Source organism: Streptomyces sp. GQ60, assembly GCF_059758875.1.
On sequence record NZ_JCAXEG010000009.1, the window covers coordinates 227902 to 248180 of the forward strand.

Here is a 20279-nt window from a genome sequence, read left to right on the forward strand (position 1 = left end):
GCCCGCCGGACGGGTGGCTCGGACATCAACAGCACGCGCAGCGCCCCCAGGGTGCGAGTCCCGGCCACCGGCCGGAGGCGGATGCGTGAAGCCCCGAAGCCCGCCCACGCGAGCTGAAGGGAATCGCCCCCCGTGCACACGGGGGGCGAGGATCGTCACTCCGTCTTGATGGCGGTCAGCATGTTCAGCCGGGCCGCGCTGCGGGCGGGCCACATGGCCGCCAGGGCGCCGACGATGCCGGCCAGCAGCATGAAGATCGCGATCCGGTCGAAGGGGATGACCAGGGCGTAGTTCGGGATCGAGCCCTTGACGGTCTCGCCCACGGCCCAGGCGATGAAGGTGCCGAGGGCCACGCCGATGACCGCGCCGAAGAGCGAGATCACGATGGCTTCCAGCCGGATCATGTTCTTGACCCGGCCGCGGTCCAGGCCGATGGCCCGCAGCATGCCGATCTCCTGCGTCCGCTCGTACACGGACATCGCCAGGGTGTTGACGACGCCGAGGACCGAGATGATCAGCGCCATGGCGAGCAGGCCGTACATGATGTTCAGGGCGGTGTTGATCATGCCGCCCATCTCGTTGCGGATGTCCTGCTGGGTGGCGAAGGTGATCGCCGGGTTCTTGCCGAGGGCGTCGACGAGGGACTGCTCGGCCTTCGCGGAGGCGCCGCCGTCCATCTTGACGAAGACCTCGCGGATGTACGGCTCCTCGCTGTGCTTGCTGAGGACGTTGTAGTCGAGCACGTAGGGGGAGAGCATGCCCTCCATGTCCTTGTAGACCGCGCCGACCTTCAGCTCCGCCTTCTGGTCGTCGTCGAAGGTGGCCTTGACGGTGGAGCCGACCGAGAGGCCGTTCTTCTTCGCGGTCTTCTCGGCGACCGCCACCTCGCCCTTGGCGAGGCTGGTCAGCTGCCCGCTGACCACGTCGAAGTTGAGGAGCTCTCCGATGGTGGCCGGGTTGACCCCGGAGACGGACTGGAAGTCCTGGCCGTCGCCGATCCGGATGCCGCCGCCCTGCTGCGGGGAGACGGCCTTGACGCCCGGGGCCTTCTCGAGGGCCGGGAGCACGGAGGGGTTCATGCTGCCGAAGGCTTCGCCCATGGAGACCTTGTAGTCGGCCTTGAGGTTGTCCGTCGTCATCCGGTCGACGGCCTTGCCCATCGTGATGCCGAGCACGGACAGGGCGGTGACCAGGGTCAGGCCGATGGCCAGCGAGGCGGCGGTGACGGCGGTGCGGCGCGGGTTGCGGACCGCGTTCTGCGCGGCCAGCTTGCCGGCGACGCCGAAGACCTTCTCCAGCAGCGGGCGGACCGCCGCGATGACCGGGCGGGAGAGGGCCGGCAGCAGGATGATGATGCCGATCATGGTCAGGAAGGCGCCGGCGCCGATGAGCATCTTGCCCTCCTTGCCGGTCATCGCGCCGCCGAGGATGGCGAGCAGACCGAGCAGGGTGACGGCGCCGCCGATGCTGTTGCGCAGCACCAGGGACTTCGAGGAGGCCGGCAGGTGGGCGCTGCCCATGGCGGCGACCGGGGAGATCTTGGCGGTGCGGCGCGCGGGCAGCCAGGCGGCGAGCATCGTGACGACGATGCCGATGCCGATCGCCGCGGCGATGGTGACGGGGGCGACGACCAGCGGACCGGCCGGGATCTTGACGTCGAAGGCGTTCATCGCGGAGCGCATGCCGATGGCGAGTCCGACGCCGGCGACGAGGCCGATGGCGGAGGAGATCACGCCGACGACCAGGGCCTCGGCCAGGACCGAGCGCTTGACCTGGCCGCGGTTGGCGCCGACGGCGCGCAGCAGGGCCAGCTCCTTCGTGCGCTGGGCGACCAGCATGGTGAAGGTGTTGTAGATCAGGAAGATGCCCACGAAGAGCGAGATCAGCGCGAACGTCAGCAGCATCTGGTTCATGCTGCCCATGCCGGCTTCGATGTCCTTGGCCTGCTCGGCGGCGAGCTGCGCGCCGGTCTGGGCCTTGGCGTCCTTGCCGACGATCGGCTTGATCTCGGTGAGCAGCTGGTCGGCGGAGGCGCCGGCCTTGGCGCTGACCGCGAGCTCGTCGAAGTAGCCGGGCTCCAGGTAGAGCTGCTGGGCGGTCGGGGTGTCGAACAGGACGAGCGAGCCGCCCGCGTTGACCGCGCCGTCCTCGGTGGTGAAGACGCCGGCGAGCGTGTACTCCTGGGCCGGGCCGTTGTCGGCCACCCGGACCTTGTCGCCCACCTTGTACGTGCCGCGCTTGGCCGTCTCCTTGTCGAGGGCGATCTCGCCGGCCTTGGCCGGGCCGTTGCCCTCGGTGAAGGTGTAACGGGGGTCCTTGCCGTCCTTGAGGGGGACGAAGTTGGCGCCGGTGTTGGACCAGCCGTTGCCGATCAGCTTGCCGTCCTGGTCGCCCACGGCGGCGAAGCCGTGGACGCGGCCGGCGACGGCGTCCACTCCTGCCAGCGCCTTGACCTTGTCGAGGGTCTGCCGGCTGATGCCCGGCTCGCCCTCCTTGACGCCCTCGTCGTTGCGGGAGGGGCCGTGGGAGGTGACGGATACGGCCACGCCGTCGAAACTCTTGGCGGACTGGTTCGACATCGCCTTGCCGACGGTGTCGGTGAAGACGAGCGTGCCGGAGACGAAGGCGACGCCGAGGACGACGGCGAGCACCGTCATCAGCAGCCGGGCCTTGTGCGCGAGCACGTTGCGCAGGGCGGTACGGAACATGGTGGAGGAGTCCAGGTGTAAGGGGTCAGCGGGGGCGGACGGCTGCGAGGGGGTGCGCGTCCCTCAGCTGGTGCGGCCCTTGGCGTCGAAGGCCTTCATGCGGTCGAGCACGCCGTCCGCGGTGGGCTGGATCATCTCGTCCACGATGCGGCCGTCGGCGAGGAAGATGACGCGGTCCGCGTAGGAGGCGGCGACCGGGTCGTGGGTGACCATGACCACGGTCTGGCCCAGCTCGCGCACGGAGTTGCGCAGGAAGCCGAGGACCTCGGCGCCGGAGCGCGAGTCGAGGTTTCCGGTGGGCTCGTCGCCGAAGATGATCTCGGGGCGGGAGGCCAGGGCGCGGGCCACGGCCACGCGCTGCTGCTGGCCGCCGGAGAGCTGGGTGGGGCGGTGGGAGAGGCGGTCGGAGAGGCCGACCATGGTGATCACCGAGTCCAGCCACTGCTTGTCGGGCTTGCGGCCGGCGATGTCCATGGGGAGCGTGATGTTCTCCAGGGCCGTCAGGGTCGGCAGCAGGTTGAAGGCCTGGAAGATGAAGCCGATCTTGTCCCGGCGCAACTGCGTGAGCTGCTTGTCCTTCAGGGTGGACAGCTCGGTCTCGCCGATGCGGACGGATCCGGCGGAGAAGGTGTCCAGGCCGGCCACGCAGTGCATCAGCGTGGACTTGCCGGAGCCGGAGGGGCCCATGATCGCGGTGAACTGGCCCTGTGCGAAGTCCACGGAGACGTTGTCCAGAGCGACCACCTGGGTCTCGCCCTGGCCGTACACCTTGGAGAGGCCGGTGGCGCGCGCGGCGACGGCCTGGGTGGTGTGCGGGGCGTAGTTCATGGTGGTCACGGAGCGACTCCTGTCAGGGGCGGGGCCTGCGGACCGGGCTCACGGTCCACCGGTTGGCGGGACCCTTCCATGGTCGCGGCGCCCACCCCCGCTCCGGATCAGCCGTGATGCCCCTTCTCCGGTCCCCTGGAGTCTGACCGCGGAGGGGCGCGCCTCCTCCTTTGGTATGACGGCCGCCCCGGCGAAGGGCGGGGAGGCCGCCCGGCGGGTGTCCCTGGGACGGCCGGCGGAGGCCGGGGCGCGGGTGGGTGAGGGGCCGGGGCGCGGGCCGGACCGGAGGCGGAACCGGAGCGGAAACGGAGCGGGGGCGGGGCCGGTACGAGGGGGTGGCGCACGGGGTGGCGTACGGGGTGGCGCGGGCCATCGAAATCCCGTCAATCCCGTGGCCGCCATGATCGACGCCCGGAACGTGCCGACCGCGCCTTCTGTCCCCTGACGACCCATCAATCACCAATAAAATCAGACAACATCGGCGAGATGCCCAGGTGGGGGCGTGGGCGTTCCGGATAGGCTCGGCGCAGCGTTCAAGGCTTTTCCTACGGGGCCGCTACGCCCTGCCCGGATGGTGGAATGCAGACACGGCGAGCTTAAACCTCGCTGGCCCTCGGGTCGTGCCGGTTCAAGTCCGGCTTCGGGCACGATGATGTTGAGGATGTTCCGTTTCAGGCCGGAACACGCGGAGGGCGGGGGCACTACGCGTACCCCCGCCCGTCCCGCGCAGCGGGCCCGCACCCGTACCCGTGGGGAAAGATCCTCCTCCAGCAGTAGGGCGATTCCTTTGCGTTCGCATTACTCTTGATTCCAAGGCCGCGCACGGTGGCCATGGAGGAGTGAGATGAGGAGCAGCAACCCGGTCTTCTCGCGACGGGGGTTCAGCCGCGACAACGGTGCTTATGCGGGCTTCGGCACGCAGCAGCCCCAGGCCCAGGCCGGGACCGCCACCAACCCGTACGCGACCAACCCCTACGCGACCGACCCGGCCACGGGTATGCCGCAGGCGCCGGTCCGCGGCAACGCGATGACCATCGACGACGTCGTGAGCCGCACGGCTCTGACGCTCGGCACGGTCGTCCTGACGGCGGCCCTCTCCTGGATCGCGCTTCCGGTCGACCCGGCCAACATCAACAAGTCGTACGGCATCGCCATCGGCGCCGCGCTCATCGCGTTCGTCTTCGCGATGATCCAGTCGTTCAAGGCCAAGCCGGTCCCGGCGCTGATCCTGGCGTACGCGGCCTTCGAGGGCGTCTTCCTCGGAGTCATCAGCTCGGCCGTCAGCACCTACGTCGGCCCCGGCACGGTCGTCCAGGCCGTCATGGGCACGATGTGCGTCTTCGCCGGCGTGCTGATCGCCTACAAGGCGCGCTGGATCAGGGTGGACCGGCGCTTCGTCGGTTTCGTGATGGCCGCCGCCATGGGCTTCATGCTCCTGATGGTCGTCAACCTGCTGTTCTCCGTCTTCGCGGGCGGCGACGGCCTCGGCTTCCGCAGTGGCGGCCTCGGCATCCTCTTCGGTGTCATCGGCATCCTGCTCGGTGCCGCCTTCCTCGCCATGGACTTCAAGATGGTCGAGGACGGCGTGACCTACGGCGCCCCCCGCGAGGAGTCCTGGCTGGCGGCCTTCGGCCTCACCATGACCCTGGTGTGGATCTACATGGAGATGCTGCGCCTGATCTCCATCCTCAAGGGCGACTAGTACCCCTGGCAGTCATGCGTTGAGCAGAGGAAGGCCCCGCGAGCACACGCTCGCGGGGCCTTCCCGCATGTCGGGGGTCAGTAGATCGGGTGATGGCGGAGTGGATTCGGGGGCTTCGGACGGGGGCAGGGTCCGGCTCAGCCGAACTTGCGGGCGGCCCTGCGCAGGTCGTGCTCGTGGATGATCGCCTTGGCCTGGCCGTACGACAGCTCGTGCGCGCCGAGCAGCCAACTGACCTTCTCTTCGAACCGGACGAGGGAGGGGCCGTCGTCCACGGCCCTGAGCCAGTCGGAGAGTTCACGACCGGTGGTCTGGGGGATTCTGTCGATCATGTTGCGGTGGGTCTGTTCGGAGAACTCAACGGACATGGGCGCCTCCGGGGGTATCGCCGTGCTGTGCTGTTCTCTTCACGCCACCGTGCCGGAGAGTTCGCCCGTTGGCAATGGCGCCGCGGCGGCGCGTAGGGTCGGCCGGGTGCTCGATACCTCACCCTTGACCGCCGCCGTGGAACGTTTCGCCGACCGGCTGCGGGCGGCTCCGCAGAGCCGGCTCCAGCAGGGCGCCGCCGAGGTGGCGCTGGACCTGGCCCGGGAGCTCTCGCTGCGGGCGCAGCGGCTGGAGGCGGCCTCCGCGGGCGCCGCGGACGGCACGGCCGCCGGGGAGGGTGCGGGGGCGGCTCCGGCGCGGACGATGCCCGACGCCGGGATCTTCGTGGTCGGCGACCAGGTGGCCGTGGCCGGGCTGGACCTCGCCGAGGCCCTGCACGCCGCGGCGGCCGGCCCGGCGGGTGCGGTGAGCACCGCGGGCGGCTCGGACGCTCTTGGCGCTCCTGGCGCTCCTGGCGCTCTTGGCGCCCCTGGTGCGGACACGGCGAAGGCCCCGTCCGAGATGCTGGACGAGGCCGTTCGGCTGGTGGATCAGGCGGAAGCCAGGGCGCTGCGCTGACTCAGAGCGATGCGATGACGCGGTCGGCGAGGATGTAGACGTTGCCGTCCGGGTCCTCGGAATCGCCGCAGGAGAAGGTCAGGGCGTAGGCGCCGGAGATGCCCGAGCCGCCCAGCAGGACCGGTGCGCTGCCCGAGCGCAGGGCGTCGGCGAGCCGCTCGGCGGTCTCCCGGTGGCCCGGGGTCATGCAGAGCGTGGTGCCGTCGGTGAAGACGTACACGTCCAGGGTGCCCAGCGGGCCCGGGCGGACGTCCGCGAGGGCCGTACGGGCCTCCGCGAGCTCCTCCAGCCGGTTGACCGTGCGCTCGTGGTCGGCGCCGGGGTGAGAGGCCTGCACGGGGACGAAATCGGGGTGCGAGGGGTGGCGCCGGCGGGCGGCGGCCAGCTCGGCCGAGTCCTCCGGGTAGGTCTGGTAGTCCTCGGCGTCGTCGCCCAGGAGAGGCTCCAGGCCGACCATGTCCGCCTGCCGGGGCAGGAAGACGGGTCCCTCCTCGCCGAGGCCGGACAGGCCGCCCAGTAGCGAGGGGGCGTCGGCGGCGTCCCGTGCCTCCTGGGCTGCCCAGAAGGCACGCGCCTCGGCGAGCTCGCGCTCGCGCTCCTCGGCGAGGGCCTCGGCGACGGCGGCTCGTATCTCGGCGGCGGGGGACTCCACGGCGCTGCGGGCGTGCGGGACGGTGGCACCACGGGGGTGCGTCACCGTCAGCTCACCGCGCAGTGCGGTGACCTGCTTGCGCAGGCCGTGGACGGCGTGCAGCGCAGCAGCGCCGACGGCCGTGGCAGCGGCCGTGGTCAGCAGTAGGGCAAGAGACATGGCGCTCACTGACTAACTCCTGATTGATTCGATCCCCCGACTTCCTACATCAGCTTGTCCCGCCCTGGGAATGGCTTGCAGTGCATTACGTCATGAATTGGACAGGCCTTTCGTCCCGATGTCCCCGCCCGAAAGGCACCTGACCTGCGAAAACAATGATCCCCCAGGACTTAGGTCACATCCTGGGGGACATTTGGTCACAGAATGGCCGCGACAGGATTAGATTCGATGTCAGTACGGCGTAAGGGATCAAGCAGATCCCTTACGCCGCCTGGCCTCGGCTCTTGATCCCGACGGCTTCGACCGCTCCGGCTCAGCTCAGCCGCTCGATCTCGTGGTCGCGCTGAGCTTCGCCTCCGCGGCGGGCAGGTGCCGCCCTTCGTGCCTCAGGACGACCCCTACCCGCCGCTCCGGCTCAGCTCAGCCGCTCGATCTCGTGGTCGCGCTGAGCTTCGCCTCCGCGCCGGGCAGGTGCCGCCCTTCGTGCCTCAGGACGACCCCTACCCGCCGCTCCGGCTCAGCTCAGCCGCTCGATGAGCATGGCCATGCCCTGGCCGCCGCCGACGCACATGGTTTCGAGGCCGAACTGCTTGTCGTGGAACTGGAGGCTGTTGATCAGCGTGCCCGTGATGCGCGCGCCGGTCATCCCGAACGGGTGACCGATGGCGATGGCCCCGCCGTTGACGTTCAGCTTCTCCAGCGGAATGTCCAGGTCCCGGTAGGAGGGGATCACCTGGGCCGCGAAGGCCTCGTTGATCTCGAACAGGTCGATGTCGCCGACGGTCAGGCCCGCCCGCTTCAGCGCCTGCTTGGAGGCCTCGACCGGGCCCAGGCCCATGATCTCGGGGGAGAGGCCGGTGACCCCGGTGGAGACGATCCGGGCCAGCGGGGTCAGGCCCAGCTCGCGCGCCTTGGTGTCGCTCATGACGACCAGCGCCGCGGCGCCGTCGTTCAGCGGGCAGCAGTTGCCGGCCGTGACCAGGCCGTCGGGGCGGAAGACCGGCTTGAGGCCCTGGACGGCCTCCAGGGTGACCCCGGCGCGCGGGCCGTCGTCCTGCGAGACGACCGTGCCGTCCGGGGTGGTGACCGGGGTGATCTCGCGGGCCCAGAAGCCGTTCTTGATGGCTTCCTCGGCCAGGTTCTGCGAGCGCACGCCGAACTCGTCCATGTCGGCGCGGGTCACGCCCTTGAGCCGGGCCAGGTTCTCCGCGGTCTGCCCCATCCCGATGTACGCGTCGGGGGTCCGGCCGTCCTCGCGCGGGTCGTGCCAGGAGGAGCCGGTGGACTCGGCCACCTCCTTGGTGCGCGCCTCGGACTCGGCGAAGAGCGGGTTGTGGGTGCCCGGGATGCCGTCGGAGGAGCCGTTCACGGACCGGGAGACCATCTCGACGCCCGCGGAGATGAAGACGTCGCCCTCGCCCGCCTTGATGGCGTGCAGCGCCATCCGGGAGGTCTGGAGGGAGGAGGCGCAGTAGCGGGTGATCGTGGTGGCGGGCAGGTGGTCCATGCCCATCTGCACCGCGACGATCCGGCCGAGGTTGTGGCCCTGCTCGCCGCCCGGGAGGCCGCAGCCCAGCATCAGGTCGTCGATGTCGCGCGGGTCCAGCCCGGGGACCTTGGCGAGGGCGGCCTGGATGACCGTGGCGGTCAGGTCGTCCGGGCGGACGTCCTTCAGGGATCCCTTGAAAGCGCGCCCGATCGGCGAGCGGGCGGTGGAAACGATGACGGCTTCGGGCATCGGGGCTCCAAGGGAGGTGGTGTCGTACCGGGACCGCATGCGAAGTTACCGCCCCGTACCGTCGAGGTCACTGTCCTTGCGATGTGACTCCGGTCGCTCTGGCCGCATCCGCCGCGCCGCCCGCCGGGGCTCCGCCGGTCTGCTCCGTCAGGTCCTCGCCCGGCACCCGGCGCCTGCGCCGGTATTTGAGCAGGGCCCACGGGCCGCGGGCCCCGGTCACCTCGGTGCCGGCCTGGCCCGCCGCCGCCGAGGCGGCCTTGGCCACGGGGAGCATGTCCTCGTTGCGCGACACGTCCAGCCGGTCCGACTCGGGCCAGACGCCCACGGCCGCGCACAGGGTCGGCAGGACGGCCATGGCGGCGGTCGCGTACCCCTCCGCCGACGGGTGGTAGGAGTCCGGGCCGAACATCTCGCGGGGGTTCGCCGCGAACTCCGTCCCCATCAGGTCGCCGATCGAGACGGTACGGGCGCCCAGCGCGAGCACCCCGATCGTCTGGGCGGCGGCGAGCTGGCGCGAGACCCGGCGGGCCAGCCACCGCAGCGGCTGGTACACCGGCTCGATGGTGCCGAGGTCCGGGCAGGTGCCGACCACCACCTCGGAGCCCGCGAGCCGCAGCCGGCGAACGGCCGCGGTCAGCAGCCGCACCGACTGGGTGGGCGGCATCCGGCGGGTCACGTCATTGGCACCGATCATGATCACGCACACGTCGGGGGCCGGGCCGTCCCCGTCCAGCAGCAGCCCCGTCTGGCGGTCCAGGTCGTCCGACATGGCACCGGAGAGCGCCACGTTGCGCAGCTCCACCGGCCGCTCGGCCACCGAGGCCAGCCCCGAGGCCAGCAGGGCGCCCGGGGTCTGTCTGGCCCGCTGCACCCCCAGCCCGGCGGCCGTGGAATCGCCCAGCACGCCGAACCGCAGCGGGCCCGGACTCAGCTCCGGGCCGCCGAACTCACTCCCGTACAGCCCGTCCGCGCGCGGCGGATCCGGCAGTCCGGTGCCGACCGTCCGCTTCGCGAACTGCATCTCCGCCACCACCAGACCCACCGCGGCGGCCCCGACGAGCCCGAGCCCGCCACCGCCGTACGCCGCTCCCGCCGCGATGCGGCGGGCCGTCCTCGCCCTGGACACCCTTCAAGCCACCTCCTTGGTCCCGCGGCTGGATCTCTGCGCGGTACCTGCCGTCCGTGCCCGTCCTGATGACCTACCTGCCCCGTACTGCCGGTCGGCCAATCCCTTTCCGCATAGTCTGGCGGTGCCTCCCGGAGAACCCGTGGAGTCCCCTCCTTGGAGAACATGGTGCAATTCCACGACTCGATGATCAGCCTCGTCGGCAACACCCCGCTGGTGAAGCTCAACCGTGTGACCGAAGGCCTCCAGGCCACCGTCCTGGCCAAGGTCGAGTACTTCAATCCCGGCGGCTCCGTGAAGGACCGGATCGCCGTACGGATGATCGAGGCCGCCGAACAGAGCGGAGCACTCAAGCCCGGCGGCACCATCGTGGAGCCCACGAGCGGCAACACGGGTGTAGGACTCGCCATCGTGGCCCAGCAGAAGGGTTACAAGTGCATCTTCGTCTGCCCTGACAAGGTGTCGGCGGACAAGATCAACGTCATGCGCGCGTACGGCGCCGAGGTCGTGGTCTGCCCGACCGCCGTCGACCCCGAGCACCCGGACTCGTACTACAACGTGTCCGACCGCCTCGTGCGCGAGACCCCGGGCGCCTGGAAGCCGGACCAGTACAGCAACCCGAACAACTCCCGCTCGCACTACGAGACCACCGGTCCCGAGCTCTGGGAGCAGACGGCCGGCAAGATCACCCACTTCGTCGCCGGCGTCGGCACGGGCGGCACGATCTCGGGCACCGGCCGGTACCTCAAGGAGGCCTCCGACGGCCGCGTGAAGATCATCGGAGCGGACCCCGAGGGTTCGGTCTACTCCGGCGGCTCGGGCCGCCCGTATCTCGTCGAGGGCGTCGGCGAGGACTTCTGGCCCACCGCCTACGACCCGAACGTGACCGACGAGATCATCGCGGTGTCCGACAAGGACTCCTTCCAGATGACCCGCCGCCTCGCGAAGGAGGAGGGCCTGCTCGTCGGCGGCTCCTGCGGCATGGCGGTCGTCGCCGCGCTGCGGGCGGCCGAGGGCCTCGGTCCGGACGACGTGGTCGTCGTCCTGCTTCCGGACAGCGGGCGCGGCTACATCAGCAAGATCTTCAACGACGAGTGGATGGCCGGACACGGCTTCCTGGAGGACGCCGGCCCGTCGGCCCGCATCCGGGACGTGCTCGCGGACAAGGCGGGCGGCATCCCCTCCCTGGTGCACATGCACCCCGAGGAGACCGTCGGCGAGGCCATCGAGGTGCTGCGCGAGTACGGCGTCTCCCAGATGCCGATCGTCAAGCCGGGCGCCGGTCACCCCGACGTGATGGCGGCCGAGGTCATCGGCTCGGTGGTCGAGAAGGAGCTGCTGGCGGCGCTGTTCGCGCAGCGCGCCTCGCTCGGTGACCCGCTCGAGAAGCACATGAGCGCGCCGCTGCCGCAGGTCGGCTCGGGCGAGCCGGTCTCCGAGCTGATGGCGGTGCTCGGCGAGGCCGACGCGGCGATCGTGCTGGTCGAGGGCAAGCCGACCGGTGTGGTGAGCCGTCAGGACCTGCTGGCGTTCCTGGCCAAGGGCGCCAAGTAGTCCCCGCGGCCCGTACGGCCCGTACGGCCCGTACGGCCCCTACGGCCCCTACGGCCCCTACGGCCCCTACGGCCCGTGCGGTCGGCACGGGGCGTGCGGGCCGTACGGGTGCGTGCGCGGGCGACGCGCAAACGGTACGGGCCCGACACGTGACGGCAGCACCCGCTTAACACGGCTCCGGCACAGTGGTGGTTGTCGGCAGGGAAGCCCGGGAAACCGGGAACCCGGCCGGCGACACGAACGGCGTCGGCGCACCTCCGGAGCGGCTCCCGGACCGCGTCGGACGCCACGGACGCGCGGACGGCCCTGACCCGGCCCGTGTCCTGCGCGGGGACCGCCGTCGTCCCGCCCCCGGGAAACCGGGGTGCGGCGGTCCCCGCGCATGTTCATGTCCGCTGCCGCCTGCCGCCTGCCGCCTGCCGCCTGCCGCCGCCGCGTCGAGGGCGGCCCGCCGGCCCTCGCGCCCGCCCGTCAGTCCAGCGGATCGGGGCCCTGCTCGCCCCGGGGGTCGCGGCGGAACTTCGCCGCGTGGACGAAGTTGACGCCCAGGATGCCGAGCCAGGCGACGACCAGGCCGCTGAGATCGGCGTGGGCCGCGCCGATCGCGGAGAGCGGGATCGCCAGCACCAGGGTGACGATCGCGAAGCCGAAGCGCTCGCCGAAGCTGCCCTCCGGGGACTGCGCCGCGCTCCGGGGCGTGCCGCGGGCCGCGGACAGCCGCTCCTCCGCGAGGCGCCGGCGGACCTGCGTGTCGACCTTCTCCACGAACGAGTCCACCAGCGCGGCCTCGTACTCCGCTCCCAGCTCCCGCCGGGCGTCGAGCGTGGCGGAGAGTTCCTTCTTGAGCTCTTGGGACTCCATCCCGCCAGCCTAGGAAGCCCCGACCGCGACGGCACTGGGGCTAGCCCCCGCATCGCGGCGCACGAGCCGGCGGACGGGGCGGACGGCGATGAGGGCGAGGGCGCAGCCGAGGCTGACCGCGGCGCCGGCCAGGAGGAGGGGGCGGACGCCGAAGTGGCCGCTGGCGGGGCCCGAGAGGACCTGGCCGAGGGGAATGGCGAGGATCGAGCCGCCGACCTCGTACGCGGTCACCCGGTTGAGCCGGTCCTGCGGTATCTGGGTCTGCATCGTGGTGGACCACTGAACGCCCCAGAACGCCCAGCCCACGCCGCTGACCGCATAGCCGAGCATGAGCAGGGGCAGCGCCGGGACCAGGGCCGCGGCGAGCGGCATCATCGGGAACAGGAACATCGCGAAGCCGCCGCCGAGGAGCGGCCTGAGCGGACGCAGCCGGATCGCGACCAGGCCGCCGAGGACGCAGCCCGCTCCGAAGGCGCCCTCGGCGTATCCGAAGGCGGCCTTGCCGTGCTCCTCGATGATGGAGGCCGCACCGAGCGGGGTGAGCGGGCCCCAGACGAAGACTCCGAGCACCCACCAGATCAGGATCACCGCCCACAGCCAGGACCTGGAGCGGAACTCGTCCCAGCCCTCCCGCAGGTTCGTGAGCGTGGACTGGGTGCGGTCGGCTTCGAAGCGGGGGAGCCGCAGCGCCAGCAGGCAGATCCCGCTGATCGCGAAGGTGGCGGCATCGACCACGAACACCCAGGCCGTCGAGGTGGTGGCGACGAGGACGCCGGCGAACGCGGGCCCGCCCATCGTGGCCATCCCCTGACTCACCCGCAGCACCCCGTTGGCCCGCGTGGGGTCGGTGGAGACCTGGGGGACGAGGCTGGCGGTGCCCGGCTGGAACATCGCCGTCGCGATGCCGCCGAGGACGGATCCGCCGATCACGAACCACAGGGTGGGGTGGCCGAGCCAGAGGTAGACGGCGAAGGAACCCTGGGCCACGCACCGGACCGCGTCGGCGCCGATCATCTGCGGCAGGGGGTGGAAGCGGTCCGCGATCACCCCGCCGAAGACGATGGAGAGGGCGAAGGAACCCATCCACGCGCCCAGCGCGTATCCGATGCCGCTCACCCCGTAGCCGAGGGAGAGCATGGCGACGGCCAAGGCGACCGGCATCATCGTGTCGCCCAGCATCGAGACGATGCGGGCGGTGAAGAACAAGCTGAAGTTCCTGGTCCAGAGGTGGGGTCCGGGCAGGGCTGGGGCGGAGACGGACGAAGACGCCATGGGGGGCCAATTCGCTTGGACGAGAAGGGGTGTTGACCGGCGGATTCCGGCCGCCGACCCTTGAGGATCAAGGCCCGGCAGCCGGCCGGTCAAACGAATTGATCCGAGGTGCGGCGCAGGCGCCGAGGTCTCGGATCGCGGGCGCGGGTTGCCGTCCTGCATAACCGCATGCAGAGTGCTCCGTGACTGAATATCCCGTCCGTGGCCGACCGGCCGCCCGGTGGACGGGGCGGAGGGGAACGGGATGAGCGAGAGCCCTGCGGCCCGGCTGCAGAAGCTGTTCGAGGGGCACCGGCTGACGCCGACCCAGCGGCGCATCGCGCACTGCATGGTGCGCGGGGCGGCGGAGGTGCCGTTCCTGTCGAGCGTGGAGCTCGCCGAGCTGGCCGGGGTGAGTCAGCCGTCGGTGACCCGGTTCGCCGTGGCGCTGGGCTTCGACGGCTACCCCGCGCTCCGCCGCCACCTGCGGGAGGTGGCCCCCGCCGAGCGGGCCGGAGGCGGGGACGAGGACGCGTACAACGAGTACCAGCAGGCCGTGCAGGGCGAGATCGAGAACCTGCGGCAGCTCTCCGCGATGCTCGCCGACCCGGCGCCGGTGCGGGAGGCGGGGCGGCTGCTGGCCGGATCGAGCCCGCTGCCCGTACTGGGGCTGCGGGCGGCGTCCTCGCAGGCGCGCGGGTTCGCGTACTTCGCCGCGAAGGTCCACCCCGACGTACGGCTCCTCGACGAGGGCGGCTCGATGCTCGCCGACCGGATCGACGCGGCCGTGGGCGCCGGGGCCTCGGCGCTGCTGTGCTTCGCGCTGCCCCGGCATCCGAAGGAGGTCGCGGAGGCCCTGGAGCACGCGCGGGGTGCCGGGCTGACCGTGGTGACGGTCGCCGACTCGGCCTTCGCGCCGGTGGCCCGCCACTCCGACCTGTTGATCCCGGCGCCCGTGGGCACCGGCCTGGCCTTCGACACGGCGTGTGCGCCGATGCTGCTGGGGCGGGTGCTGCTGGAGGCGATGGCGGACGCGCTGCCGGACGCGCAGGCGCGGCTGGAGGCCTTCGACGCGCGGGCCGCGGCGCGCGGGCTGTTCGTCGAATAGCCCTGGGGCGGACCGGGCTCGGCTGCTCCTGGGGCGGAGCCGGCTCAGCGGTAGTTCAGCTCCGCCAGCTCGGTGGCGAGGCGCCTGTTCAGCGCCGGGACGCGGGCGAGGAGCGGGAGCAGGGTGTTGCGTACGGCGCGCAGGGCGGGGTTGCGGGTGGTGGCGGCCCGGGTCATCCGGTCGGTGAACGCCACCACGCGCAGGGCGACGGGTCGGCGGGTGGCGCCGTAGGCGTCGAGGGCGGCGTCGGCGTCGGTGGGGGTGGTGGCTGCCGCGGCTGTGGCGAGGGCCCGGCCGAGGGCGTGACCGTCCTGGATGCCGGTGTTCATGCCCTGGCCGCCGGCCGGGCTGTGCACGTGCGCGGCGTCGCCCGCGAGGAGCAGGCGGCCGGCGCGGTAGCGGTCGGCGACCCGGTGGTGGACCCGGAACCGCGAGGACCAGACGACGTCGGTGACGGTGGCCTGGCCGGGGGCGCGGGCGTCCAGCAGGGCCTGGACGAAGGGCAGGCCGGGCTCGGCGGGGGCTTCGTCGACGGTGGCGACCACGCGGTAGCGGCCTCCGGGGAGCGGGGCCACGACGGTGAGACCGGCCGCGTCGAAGGTCAGGGAGACCTCCTCGGGCCCCGGGGTCCAGTCCATCCGCACGTCGGCGAGGACGAAGGACTCCTCGTAGGCGCTGCCGGTGAAGCCGATCCCGGCGGCTTCGCGGACCGTGCTGTGCATCCCGTCGGCGCCGACGGCGTAGGCGGCGCGCAGGGTGTCGCCGGTGGCGGTGGTGAGGGTGGCCCCGGCGGCGTCCTGGGTGACGGCGGTGACCTCGTACGGGCGGTGGACCTCGTGGCCGAGGGCGCGCAGCCGGCCGAGGAGCACGTCCTCGGTCTGGTCCTGCGGAACCATCAGGGCGTACGGGTGGGCCGTGGGCAGGCCGTCGAAGGTGATGGCGGCGAGCGGGCGGGCGCCGTCGCGGATCCGGAACCGGGTGACGGCCGTGCCGCGCCGGACCAGCTCGGCGGAGGTGGCCGGGTCGAGCTCGTCGAGGATCTCCAGGGTCCGGGCGTGGACCACGGCGGCGCGGGAGGTGTTGGCGCCGGCGGCCTGCCGGTCCAGGAGCACGAAGTCGATGCCGGCCTCGGCGAGGGTCAGGGCGAGGGTGAGGCCGGTGGGGCCTGCGCCGACGATGGCGATGCGGGTGGTGGCGGGGAGCGGCATCGTTGTTCTCCTCCGGGATGCCAACGCTTGTTGGCCAACGGTTGTTGACCTAAGGATGCGGCGGGCGCGGGGGTCTGTCAACGGTTGTTGGCCTACGCTTGTTGGCATGACGCGAGACGTAGGGGCCGGGGTGACTGGAGGGGCCGGGGTGACTGGAGTGGCCGGGGTGGCTGGAGTGGTGGGGGAGACCCGGGGCGGGCAGACCAAGGCGGCGATCCTGCGGGCGGCGCGGGAGCGGTTCGCCGCGCAGGGGTACGAGCGGACGACCATCCGCGGCGTCGCGGCGGACGCGGGGATCGACCCGTCGATGGTGATGCGGTACTTCGGCAGCAAGGAGCGGCTCTTCGACGCGGCGCTGGCGGTGGACCTGCGGCTCCCGGATCTGGCGGGGGTTCCGGCGGGGGAGTTGGCGCGGGTGCTCGTACGGCACTTCGTGGAGCGGTGGGAGGGTGATCCGGCGGACGATGCGCTGCTCGTGCTGTTGCGCTCCGCGGTGACCAATGAGGCGGCGGCGGCGCGCATGCGGGAGGTTTTCGCGACCCAGGTCGCGCCGGGGCTGGCTGCGGTGCTCGGGGGGGAGCGGGGGGTGCGGGTGGCCGGTCTGGTCTCCACCCACCTGCTGGGCCTCGCCCTGACCCGCTACCTGCTGCGTCTGCCTCCGATGGCGGCGCTCGCGCCGGAGGCGGTGATCGAGGCGCTGGTCCCGGCCCTGGAGGCGAGCCTGCTGTCTGCCCCCTGACGGCGCCGTGGCGCCGTTGCCGGGCCCCTGCGCCTCGAACGCCGGCGGGGCCGGGGTTGGCCTGGTGGGCCTGGCTGCGGGTGGGGGCCGGTGCCGGGGGCGGGGTGGGGTGTCGGCCTGGACTGCATGATTTAGGCGCCCTGTGCCTTACGTTCGGCAGCTCGGGCTTCTTTTGCGCCACAAATCGCGCTTTACGTCCCGGCCGACACCCCACCCCGCCCCCGTCCCCGGCCCGCCGCCTCCAGCCCCGGCCTGGTGGGGTCGTTTCAGCCGCCGGGGGCTCTGGCCTTCGCACCGTGGGCGGCTGGCCTTCGTGCCGCCGGGGTTTGATCTTTCAGCCGTCCGGCGTTTGAGGACCGGGGTCTGGGGCGGAGCCCCAGGGGGCCGGGCGCAGCCCGGGGGCCTGCTTTCAGCCCGTCCGGCGTTTGAGGGCCGGGTCAGGGCCGGCCCTGGGAACGGTGGAAGGGCGGGTAGGGGACTCGGCCCGCGCAGCGGGGGGTTGGGGGCGCGGCCCGTGGGGGGTCAGAGGAGGGCGTCCGGGGTGGCTGCGCCCGCTTCCGCGGGGATCGCGGACGGGGGCTGGGCCGCGCGGGCCAGGGCGAAGCGGACCTCGTCCGAGGGGCTCACGGTGAAGCCGTGCACCGCCGGCCGGGGCAGGCTGTTGTAGCCGTAGTGCGCGGTGAAGGCGTACGCCCCCGTGTCGGGCACGCAGACCAGGTCCCCCGGGGCCAGCCGCGGCAGCTCCCGCGCGGCCGCCAGCAGGTCGCCCGCGAAGCACGCCGGCCCCGCGATGTCCTGCGCGACGACCGGCCCCGTCAGCGGAGCACCCTTCGCGGAGTACGGCAGGATCCGCAGCGGCCAGGCCGCCGGGGCGTACACCGTACGGGTGGCCACCTGGACCCCCGCGTGCGTGAGCGCGATCGCCCGGCCGCCGGTGGTCTTCGTGTACTCGACGCGTGACAGCACCAGCCCGTGCTTGGCCGTCAGGGACCGCCCGAACTCCGTGACCAGCCCGTACGCCCCCGAGAAGAGCCCGGGGACGGCCGCGCGCAGCGTGCTCACGTACTCCGCGTAGGTGGGGGTGCTCGCGTCCGAGGCGAAGTTCACCGGCAGCCCGCCGCCGATGTCCAGGGTGTCGACCTGCCGCCGCCCGGCCGCCGCGTTGATCTCCTCGGCCAGCGCGTACAGCTCCCGCAATCCCTCGGCGATGAGTGCCGCCGGCACCCCCTGGGAGCCGGAGTGGGTGTGCAGCCGGGTGAGCCACGGCCGGTCCAGGTAGGCCCGTACGAGCCACTCGCGCGCGCCCGGATCGCGCAGCGCGATGCCGAACTTCGAGGTGGCCGTGGCGGTGGAGAGTGCGTCGATGCTGCCCGCGCCGGTCTGCGGGTTGATCCGTACGCCGATCGGGGAGGTGGTGGTCGCCGTCGCGACGAGCGCGTCGAGGCGTTCCAGCTCCTGGCGGTTGTCGGCGTTCAGTGCGACGCCCAGGGCTAGGGCCTCCCGCAGTTCGGCGGCCGTTTTCGCGGGGGAGTCGAGGACGATGCGCTCCGGCGCGACCCCGGCCGCACGGGCCAGGGCCAGCTCGCCGGGGCTGGCCACCTCGCAGCCGAGTCCGGCGTCGGCGAGGAGCCGCAGGACCGGGACGAGCGGGGCCGCCTTGACGGCGAAGGCGTGCAGGACGGGGGTGCCGGGGGCGAGGGCCTGATGGAAGGCACTGGTCAGGGCGGTGGCGGCGGCGCGGATGCCGGCCGTGTCGAGCAGGCAGAGGAGGGGTGCGTCCTCGTGGATCAGGCCTTGGTGCACGGCGGCCCGTACGGCCAGGTCCCGTCTCCGGGCGACGGCCTCGGCTGGGCTCTCGCCGGCGTGCGCGCGTGCGTCGACTGCCATGTCCGCCATCCCATCATCCGGCGCGTCCGCCCGCAGCTGTTGACTGAATCTATTCAGGCAGTGAAGATGTGAATAGATTGACCAACACCGGAGGAGGCACCGCCATGTCAGGACCCCGCCCCGTACGTGCCGCGCGAGGTACCGAGCTGAGCACCCTGGGATGGCAGCAGGAGGCCGCGCTGCGGATGCTCCAGAACAACCTCGACCCCGAGGTCGCCGAGCACCCCGACAAGCTCGTCGTCTACGGCGGCACCGGCAAGGCCGCCCGCGACTGGCGCTCGTACGACGCGATGGTCCGCACCCTCCAGACCCTCAAGCAGGACGAGACGATGCTCGTCCAGTCCGGCCGTCCGGTCGGCGTGATGCAGACGCACGAGTGGGCGCCGCGCGTGCTCCTCGCCAACTCCAACCTCGTCGGCGACTGGGCCAACTGGGAGGAGTTCCGCCGCCTGGAGCAGCTGGGCCTGACCATGTACGGGCAGATGACCGCCGGTTCGTGGATCTACATCGGCACCCAGGGCATCCTGCAGGGGACGTATGAGACCTTCGCCGCCGTCGCGGCCAAGCTGCATTCAATTGGCAAGGGAGGGGTCAACGGCACCCTGGCCGGCACCATCACCCTCACCGCCGGCCTCGGCGGCATGGGCGGCGCCCAGCCGCTGGCCGTGACGATGAACGACGGCGTCGCGATCTGCATCGACGTGGACCCGCGCGCCATCGACCGCCGCATCGAGCACCGCTACCTGGACGTCAAGGCGAACGACCTGCGGCACGCGCTGCAGCTCGCCGTCGAGGCGCGCGACGCACGCAAGCCGCTCTCCATCGGCCTGCTCGGCAACGCCGCCGAGCTGCTTCCGCAGATGCTCGCGGAAGGTGCGCCGGTCGACATCGTGACGGACCAGACCTCCGCCCACGACCCGCTCGCCTACCTGCCGGTCGGCGTCGACTTCGACGACATGGCCGACTACGCGGCCAAGGACCCGGCGGGCTTCACCATCCGCGCCCGCGAGTCCATGGCCACGCACGTCGAGGCCATGGTGGGCTTCATGGACGCGGGCGCCGAGGTCTTCGACTACGGCAACTCCATCCGCGGCGAGGCCCAGCTGGCCGGCTACGACCGCGCCTTCGCCTTCCCCGGCTTCGTTCCCGCGTACATCCGGCCGCTGTTCTGCGAGGGCAAGGGCCCCTTCCGCTGGGCGGCGCTGTCCGGCGAGGCCTCGGACATCCACAAGACCGACAAGGCGATGCTGGAGCTCTTCCCGGAGAACGAGTCCCTGCACCGCTGGATCAAGATGGCCGGTGAGCGCGTCCACTTCCAGGGCCTGCCCGCCCGCATCTGCTGGCTCGGCTACGGCGAGCGCGACAAGGCCGGCGAGCGCTTCAACGAGATGGTCGCCGACGGCACCCTGGCGGCCCCGCTCGTCATCGGCCGCGACCACCTGGACTGCGGCTCGGTGGCCTCCCCGTACCGCGAGACGGAGGCCATGCTCGACGGCTCCGACGCGATCGCCGACTGGCCGCTGCTCAACGCCATGGTCAACGTGGCCTCCGGAGCCTCCTGGGTCTCCATCCACCACGGCGGCGGCGTCGGCATGGGCCGCTCCATCCACGCGGGCCAGGTCACGGTCGCCGACGGCACCAAGCTCGCGGGCGAGAAGATCCGCCGCGTCCTGACCAACGACCCGGGCATGGGCGTCATCCGCCACGTCGACGCCGGCTACGACATCGCCGAGACGGTCGCCGACGAGCGCGACGTCCGCATCCCGATGCGCGAGGGCGACGACGCGTGAGCGAGGACGCCGCCGGAGCCTCG

The 20279-nt window shown here is 72.0% G+C and carries 15 protein-coding genes, 1 tRNA gene and 1 pseudogene; 7 read left to right on the plus strand and 10 right to left on the minus strand.

The genetic code is table 11. The features are described from left to right. Positions 1-155: 155 nt before the first annotated feature. Positions 156-2708 (minus strand): ABC transporter permease, encoded by a 2553-nt coding sequence (locus AC6CKD_RS23495; RefSeq protein WP_498329626.1) that lies wholly within the window; start codon positions 2706-2708, stop codon positions 156-158. 63 nt (positions 2709-2771) lie between these two features. Continuing rightward, the gene (locus AC6CKD_RS23500; RefSeq protein ID WP_327257504.1) at positions 2772-3536 is read right to left on the minus strand and encodes an ABC transporter ATP-binding protein; all 765 of its coding nucleotides are present in this window, start codon (positions 3534-3536) and stop codon (positions 2772-2774) included. Positions 3537-4101: 565 nt separating this feature from the next. Between AC6CKD_RS23500 and AC6CKD_RS23505 the strand changes: the two genes are divergently transcribed. Continuing rightward, a tRNA-Leu gene (locus AC6CKD_RS23505) sits at positions 4102-4183 on the plus strand. 197 nt (positions 4184-4380) lie between these two features. Beyond that, on the plus strand, positions 4381-5238 hold the full coding sequence (locus AC6CKD_RS23510) for a Bax inhibitor-1/YccA family protein (RefSeq protein WP_498329627.1): 858 nt from the start codon (positions 4381-4383) through the stop codon (positions 5236-5238). Positions 5239-5375: 137 nt separating this feature from the next. Here AC6CKD_RS23510 and AC6CKD_RS23515 read toward each other — a convergent pair whose 3' ends face one another. Then, positions 5376-5606, minus strand: coding sequence for a DUF4287 domain-containing protein (locus AC6CKD_RS23515; RefSeq protein ID WP_266908167.1), 231 nt, complete (start codon positions 5604-5606; stop codon positions 5376-5378). Positions 5607-5712: 106 nt separating this feature from the next. On the opposite strand from AC6CKD_RS23515, the pseudogene AC6CKD_RS23520 reads away from it, so the two are divergent. Continuing rightward, positions 5713-6009 (plus strand): annotated as a pseudogene (locus AC6CKD_RS23520) (hypothetical protein); the annotation flags it as partial. Between the two features lie 175 nt (positions 6010-6184). Here AC6CKD_RS23520 and AC6CKD_RS23525 read toward each other — a convergent pair. The 3 genes from AC6CKD_RS23525 to AC6CKD_RS23535 form a co-directional block, all read right to left on the minus strand. Next, positions 6185-6994 (minus strand): hypothetical protein, encoded by an 810-nt coding sequence (locus AC6CKD_RS23525; RefSeq protein WP_478686921.1) that lies wholly within the window; start codon positions 6992-6994, stop codon positions 6185-6187. 517 nt (positions 6995-7511) lie between these two features. Continuing rightward, entirely contained in the window at positions 7512-8732 is a 1221-nt protein-coding gene (locus tag AC6CKD_RS23530; protein ID WP_498329629.1) for an acetyl-CoA C-acetyltransferase, read from the minus strand. Between the two features lie 67 nt (positions 8733-8799). Continuing rightward, entirely contained in the window at positions 8800-9858 is a 1059-nt protein-coding gene (locus AC6CKD_RS23535; RefSeq protein ID WP_498329631.1) for an SGNH/GDSL hydrolase family protein, read from the minus strand. 168 nt (positions 9859-10026) lie between these two features. Here AC6CKD_RS23535 and AC6CKD_RS23540 point away from each other — a divergent pair, with 168 nt between their 5' ends. Further along, positions 10027-11412, plus strand: coding sequence for a cystathionine beta-synthase (locus AC6CKD_RS23540; protein WP_389686575.1), 1386 nt, complete (start codon positions 10027-10029; stop codon positions 11410-11412). A gap of 471 nt (positions 11413-11883) precedes the next feature. Here the strand turns inward: AC6CKD_RS23540 and AC6CKD_RS23545 are convergent, their stop codons facing one another. Together AC6CKD_RS23545 and AC6CKD_RS23550 are read right to left on the minus strand one after the other, a co-directional pair. Next, positions 11884-12273 carry a hypothetical protein gene (locus AC6CKD_RS23545; RefSeq protein WP_498329633.1) on the minus strand — a complete coding sequence of 130 codons (390 nt, stop codon included), beginning with the start codon at positions 12271-12273 and terminating at the stop codon, positions 11884-11886. 9 nt (positions 12274-12282) lie between these two features. Next, on the minus strand, positions 12283-13479 hold the full coding sequence (locus AC6CKD_RS23550) for an MFS transporter (RefSeq protein WP_498329635.1): 1197 nt from the start codon (positions 13477-13479) through the stop codon (positions 12283-12285). Positions 13480-13789: 310 nt separating this feature from the next. On the opposite strand from AC6CKD_RS23550, the gene AC6CKD_RS23555 reads away from it, so the two are divergent. After that, on the plus strand, positions 13790-14632 hold the full coding sequence (locus AC6CKD_RS23555; RefSeq protein WP_498329636.1) for a MurR/RpiR family transcriptional regulator: 843 nt from the start codon (positions 13790-13792) through the stop codon (positions 14630-14632). A 44-nt stretch (positions 14633-14676) separates the two neighbouring features. Here the strand turns inward: AC6CKD_RS23555 and AC6CKD_RS23560 are convergent, their stop codons facing one another. Beyond that, positions 14677-15840 carry an FAD-dependent oxidoreductase gene (locus AC6CKD_RS23560; protein ID WP_498329638.1) on the minus strand — a complete coding sequence of 388 codons (1164 nt, stop codon included), beginning with the start codon at positions 15838-15840 and terminating at the stop codon, positions 14677-14679. A 166-nt stretch (positions 15841-16006) separates the two neighbouring features. Here AC6CKD_RS23560 and AC6CKD_RS23565 point away from each other — a divergent pair, with 166 nt between their 5' ends. Next, a complete protein-coding gene (locus AC6CKD_RS23565) occupies positions 16007-16579 on the plus strand; it encodes a TetR/AcrR family transcriptional regulator (protein WP_498329639.1) in 573 nt (190 codons plus the stop codon). A 522-nt stretch (positions 16580-17101) separates the two neighbouring features. Here AC6CKD_RS23565 and AC6CKD_RS23570 read toward each other — a convergent pair. After that, on the minus strand, positions 17102-18466 hold the full coding sequence (locus AC6CKD_RS23570) for a type III PLP-dependent enzyme domain-containing protein (protein WP_498329640.1): 1365 nt from the start codon (positions 18464-18466) through the stop codon (positions 17102-17104). 104 nt (positions 18467-18570) lie between these two features. Here AC6CKD_RS23570 and hutU point away from each other — a divergent pair, with 104 nt between their 5' ends. After that, complete coding sequence (gene hutU / locus AC6CKD_RS23575; RefSeq protein ID WP_498329642.1) at positions 18571-20256, plus strand: urocanate hydratase; 1686 nt, start codon at positions 18571-18573, stop codon at positions 20254-20256. Positions 20257-20279 lie beyond the last annotated feature (23 nt).

Excerpts from the sequence above, each read along its gene's own strand:
- AC6CKD_RS23530 (WP_498329629.1), bottom strand. The coding sequence starts at position 8,732 with ATGCCCGAAGCCGTCATCGTTTCCACCGCCCGCTCGCCGATCGGGCGC.
- AC6CKD_RS23515 (WP_266908167.1), bottom strand. The coding sequence starts at position 5,606 with ATGTCCGTTGAGTTCTCCGAACAGACCCACCGCAACATGATCGACAGA.
- AC6CKD_RS23495 (WP_498329626.1), bottom strand. The coding sequence starts at position 2,708 with ATGTTCCGTACCGCCCTGCGCAACGTGCTCGCGCACAAGGCCCGGCTG.
- hutU (WP_498329642.1), top strand. The coding sequence starts at position 18,571 with ATGTCAGGACCCCGCCCCGTACGTGCCGCGCGAGGTACCGAGCTGAGC.
- AC6CKD_RS23560 (WP_498329638.1), bottom strand. The coding sequence starts at position 15,840 with ATGCCGCTCCCCGCCACCACCCGCATCGCCATCGTCGGCGCAGGCCCC.
- AC6CKD_RS23525 (WP_478686921.1), bottom strand. The coding sequence starts at position 6,994 with ATGTCTCTTGCCCTACTGCTGACCACGGCCGCTGCCACGGCCGTCGGC.
- AC6CKD_RS23510 (WP_498329627.1), top strand. The coding sequence starts at position 4,381 with ATGAGGAGCAGCAACCCGGTCTTCTCGCGACGGGGGTTCAGCCGCGAC.
- AC6CKD_RS23570 (WP_498329640.1), bottom strand. The coding sequence starts at position 18,466 with ATGGCAGTCGACGCACGCGCGCACGCCGGCGAGAGCCCAGCCGAGGCC.
- AC6CKD_RS23545 (WP_498329633.1), bottom strand. The coding sequence starts at position 12,273 with ATGGAGTCCCAAGAGCTCAAGAAGGAACTCTCCGCCACGCTCGACGCC.
- AC6CKD_RS23555 (WP_498329636.1), top strand. The coding sequence starts at position 13,790 with ATGAGCGAGAGCCCTGCGGCCCGGCTGCAGAAGCTGTTCGAGGGGCAC.
- AC6CKD_RS23500 (WP_327257504.1), bottom strand. The coding sequence starts at position 3,536 with ATGAACTACGCCCCGCACACCACCCAGGCCGTCGCCGCGCGCGCCACC.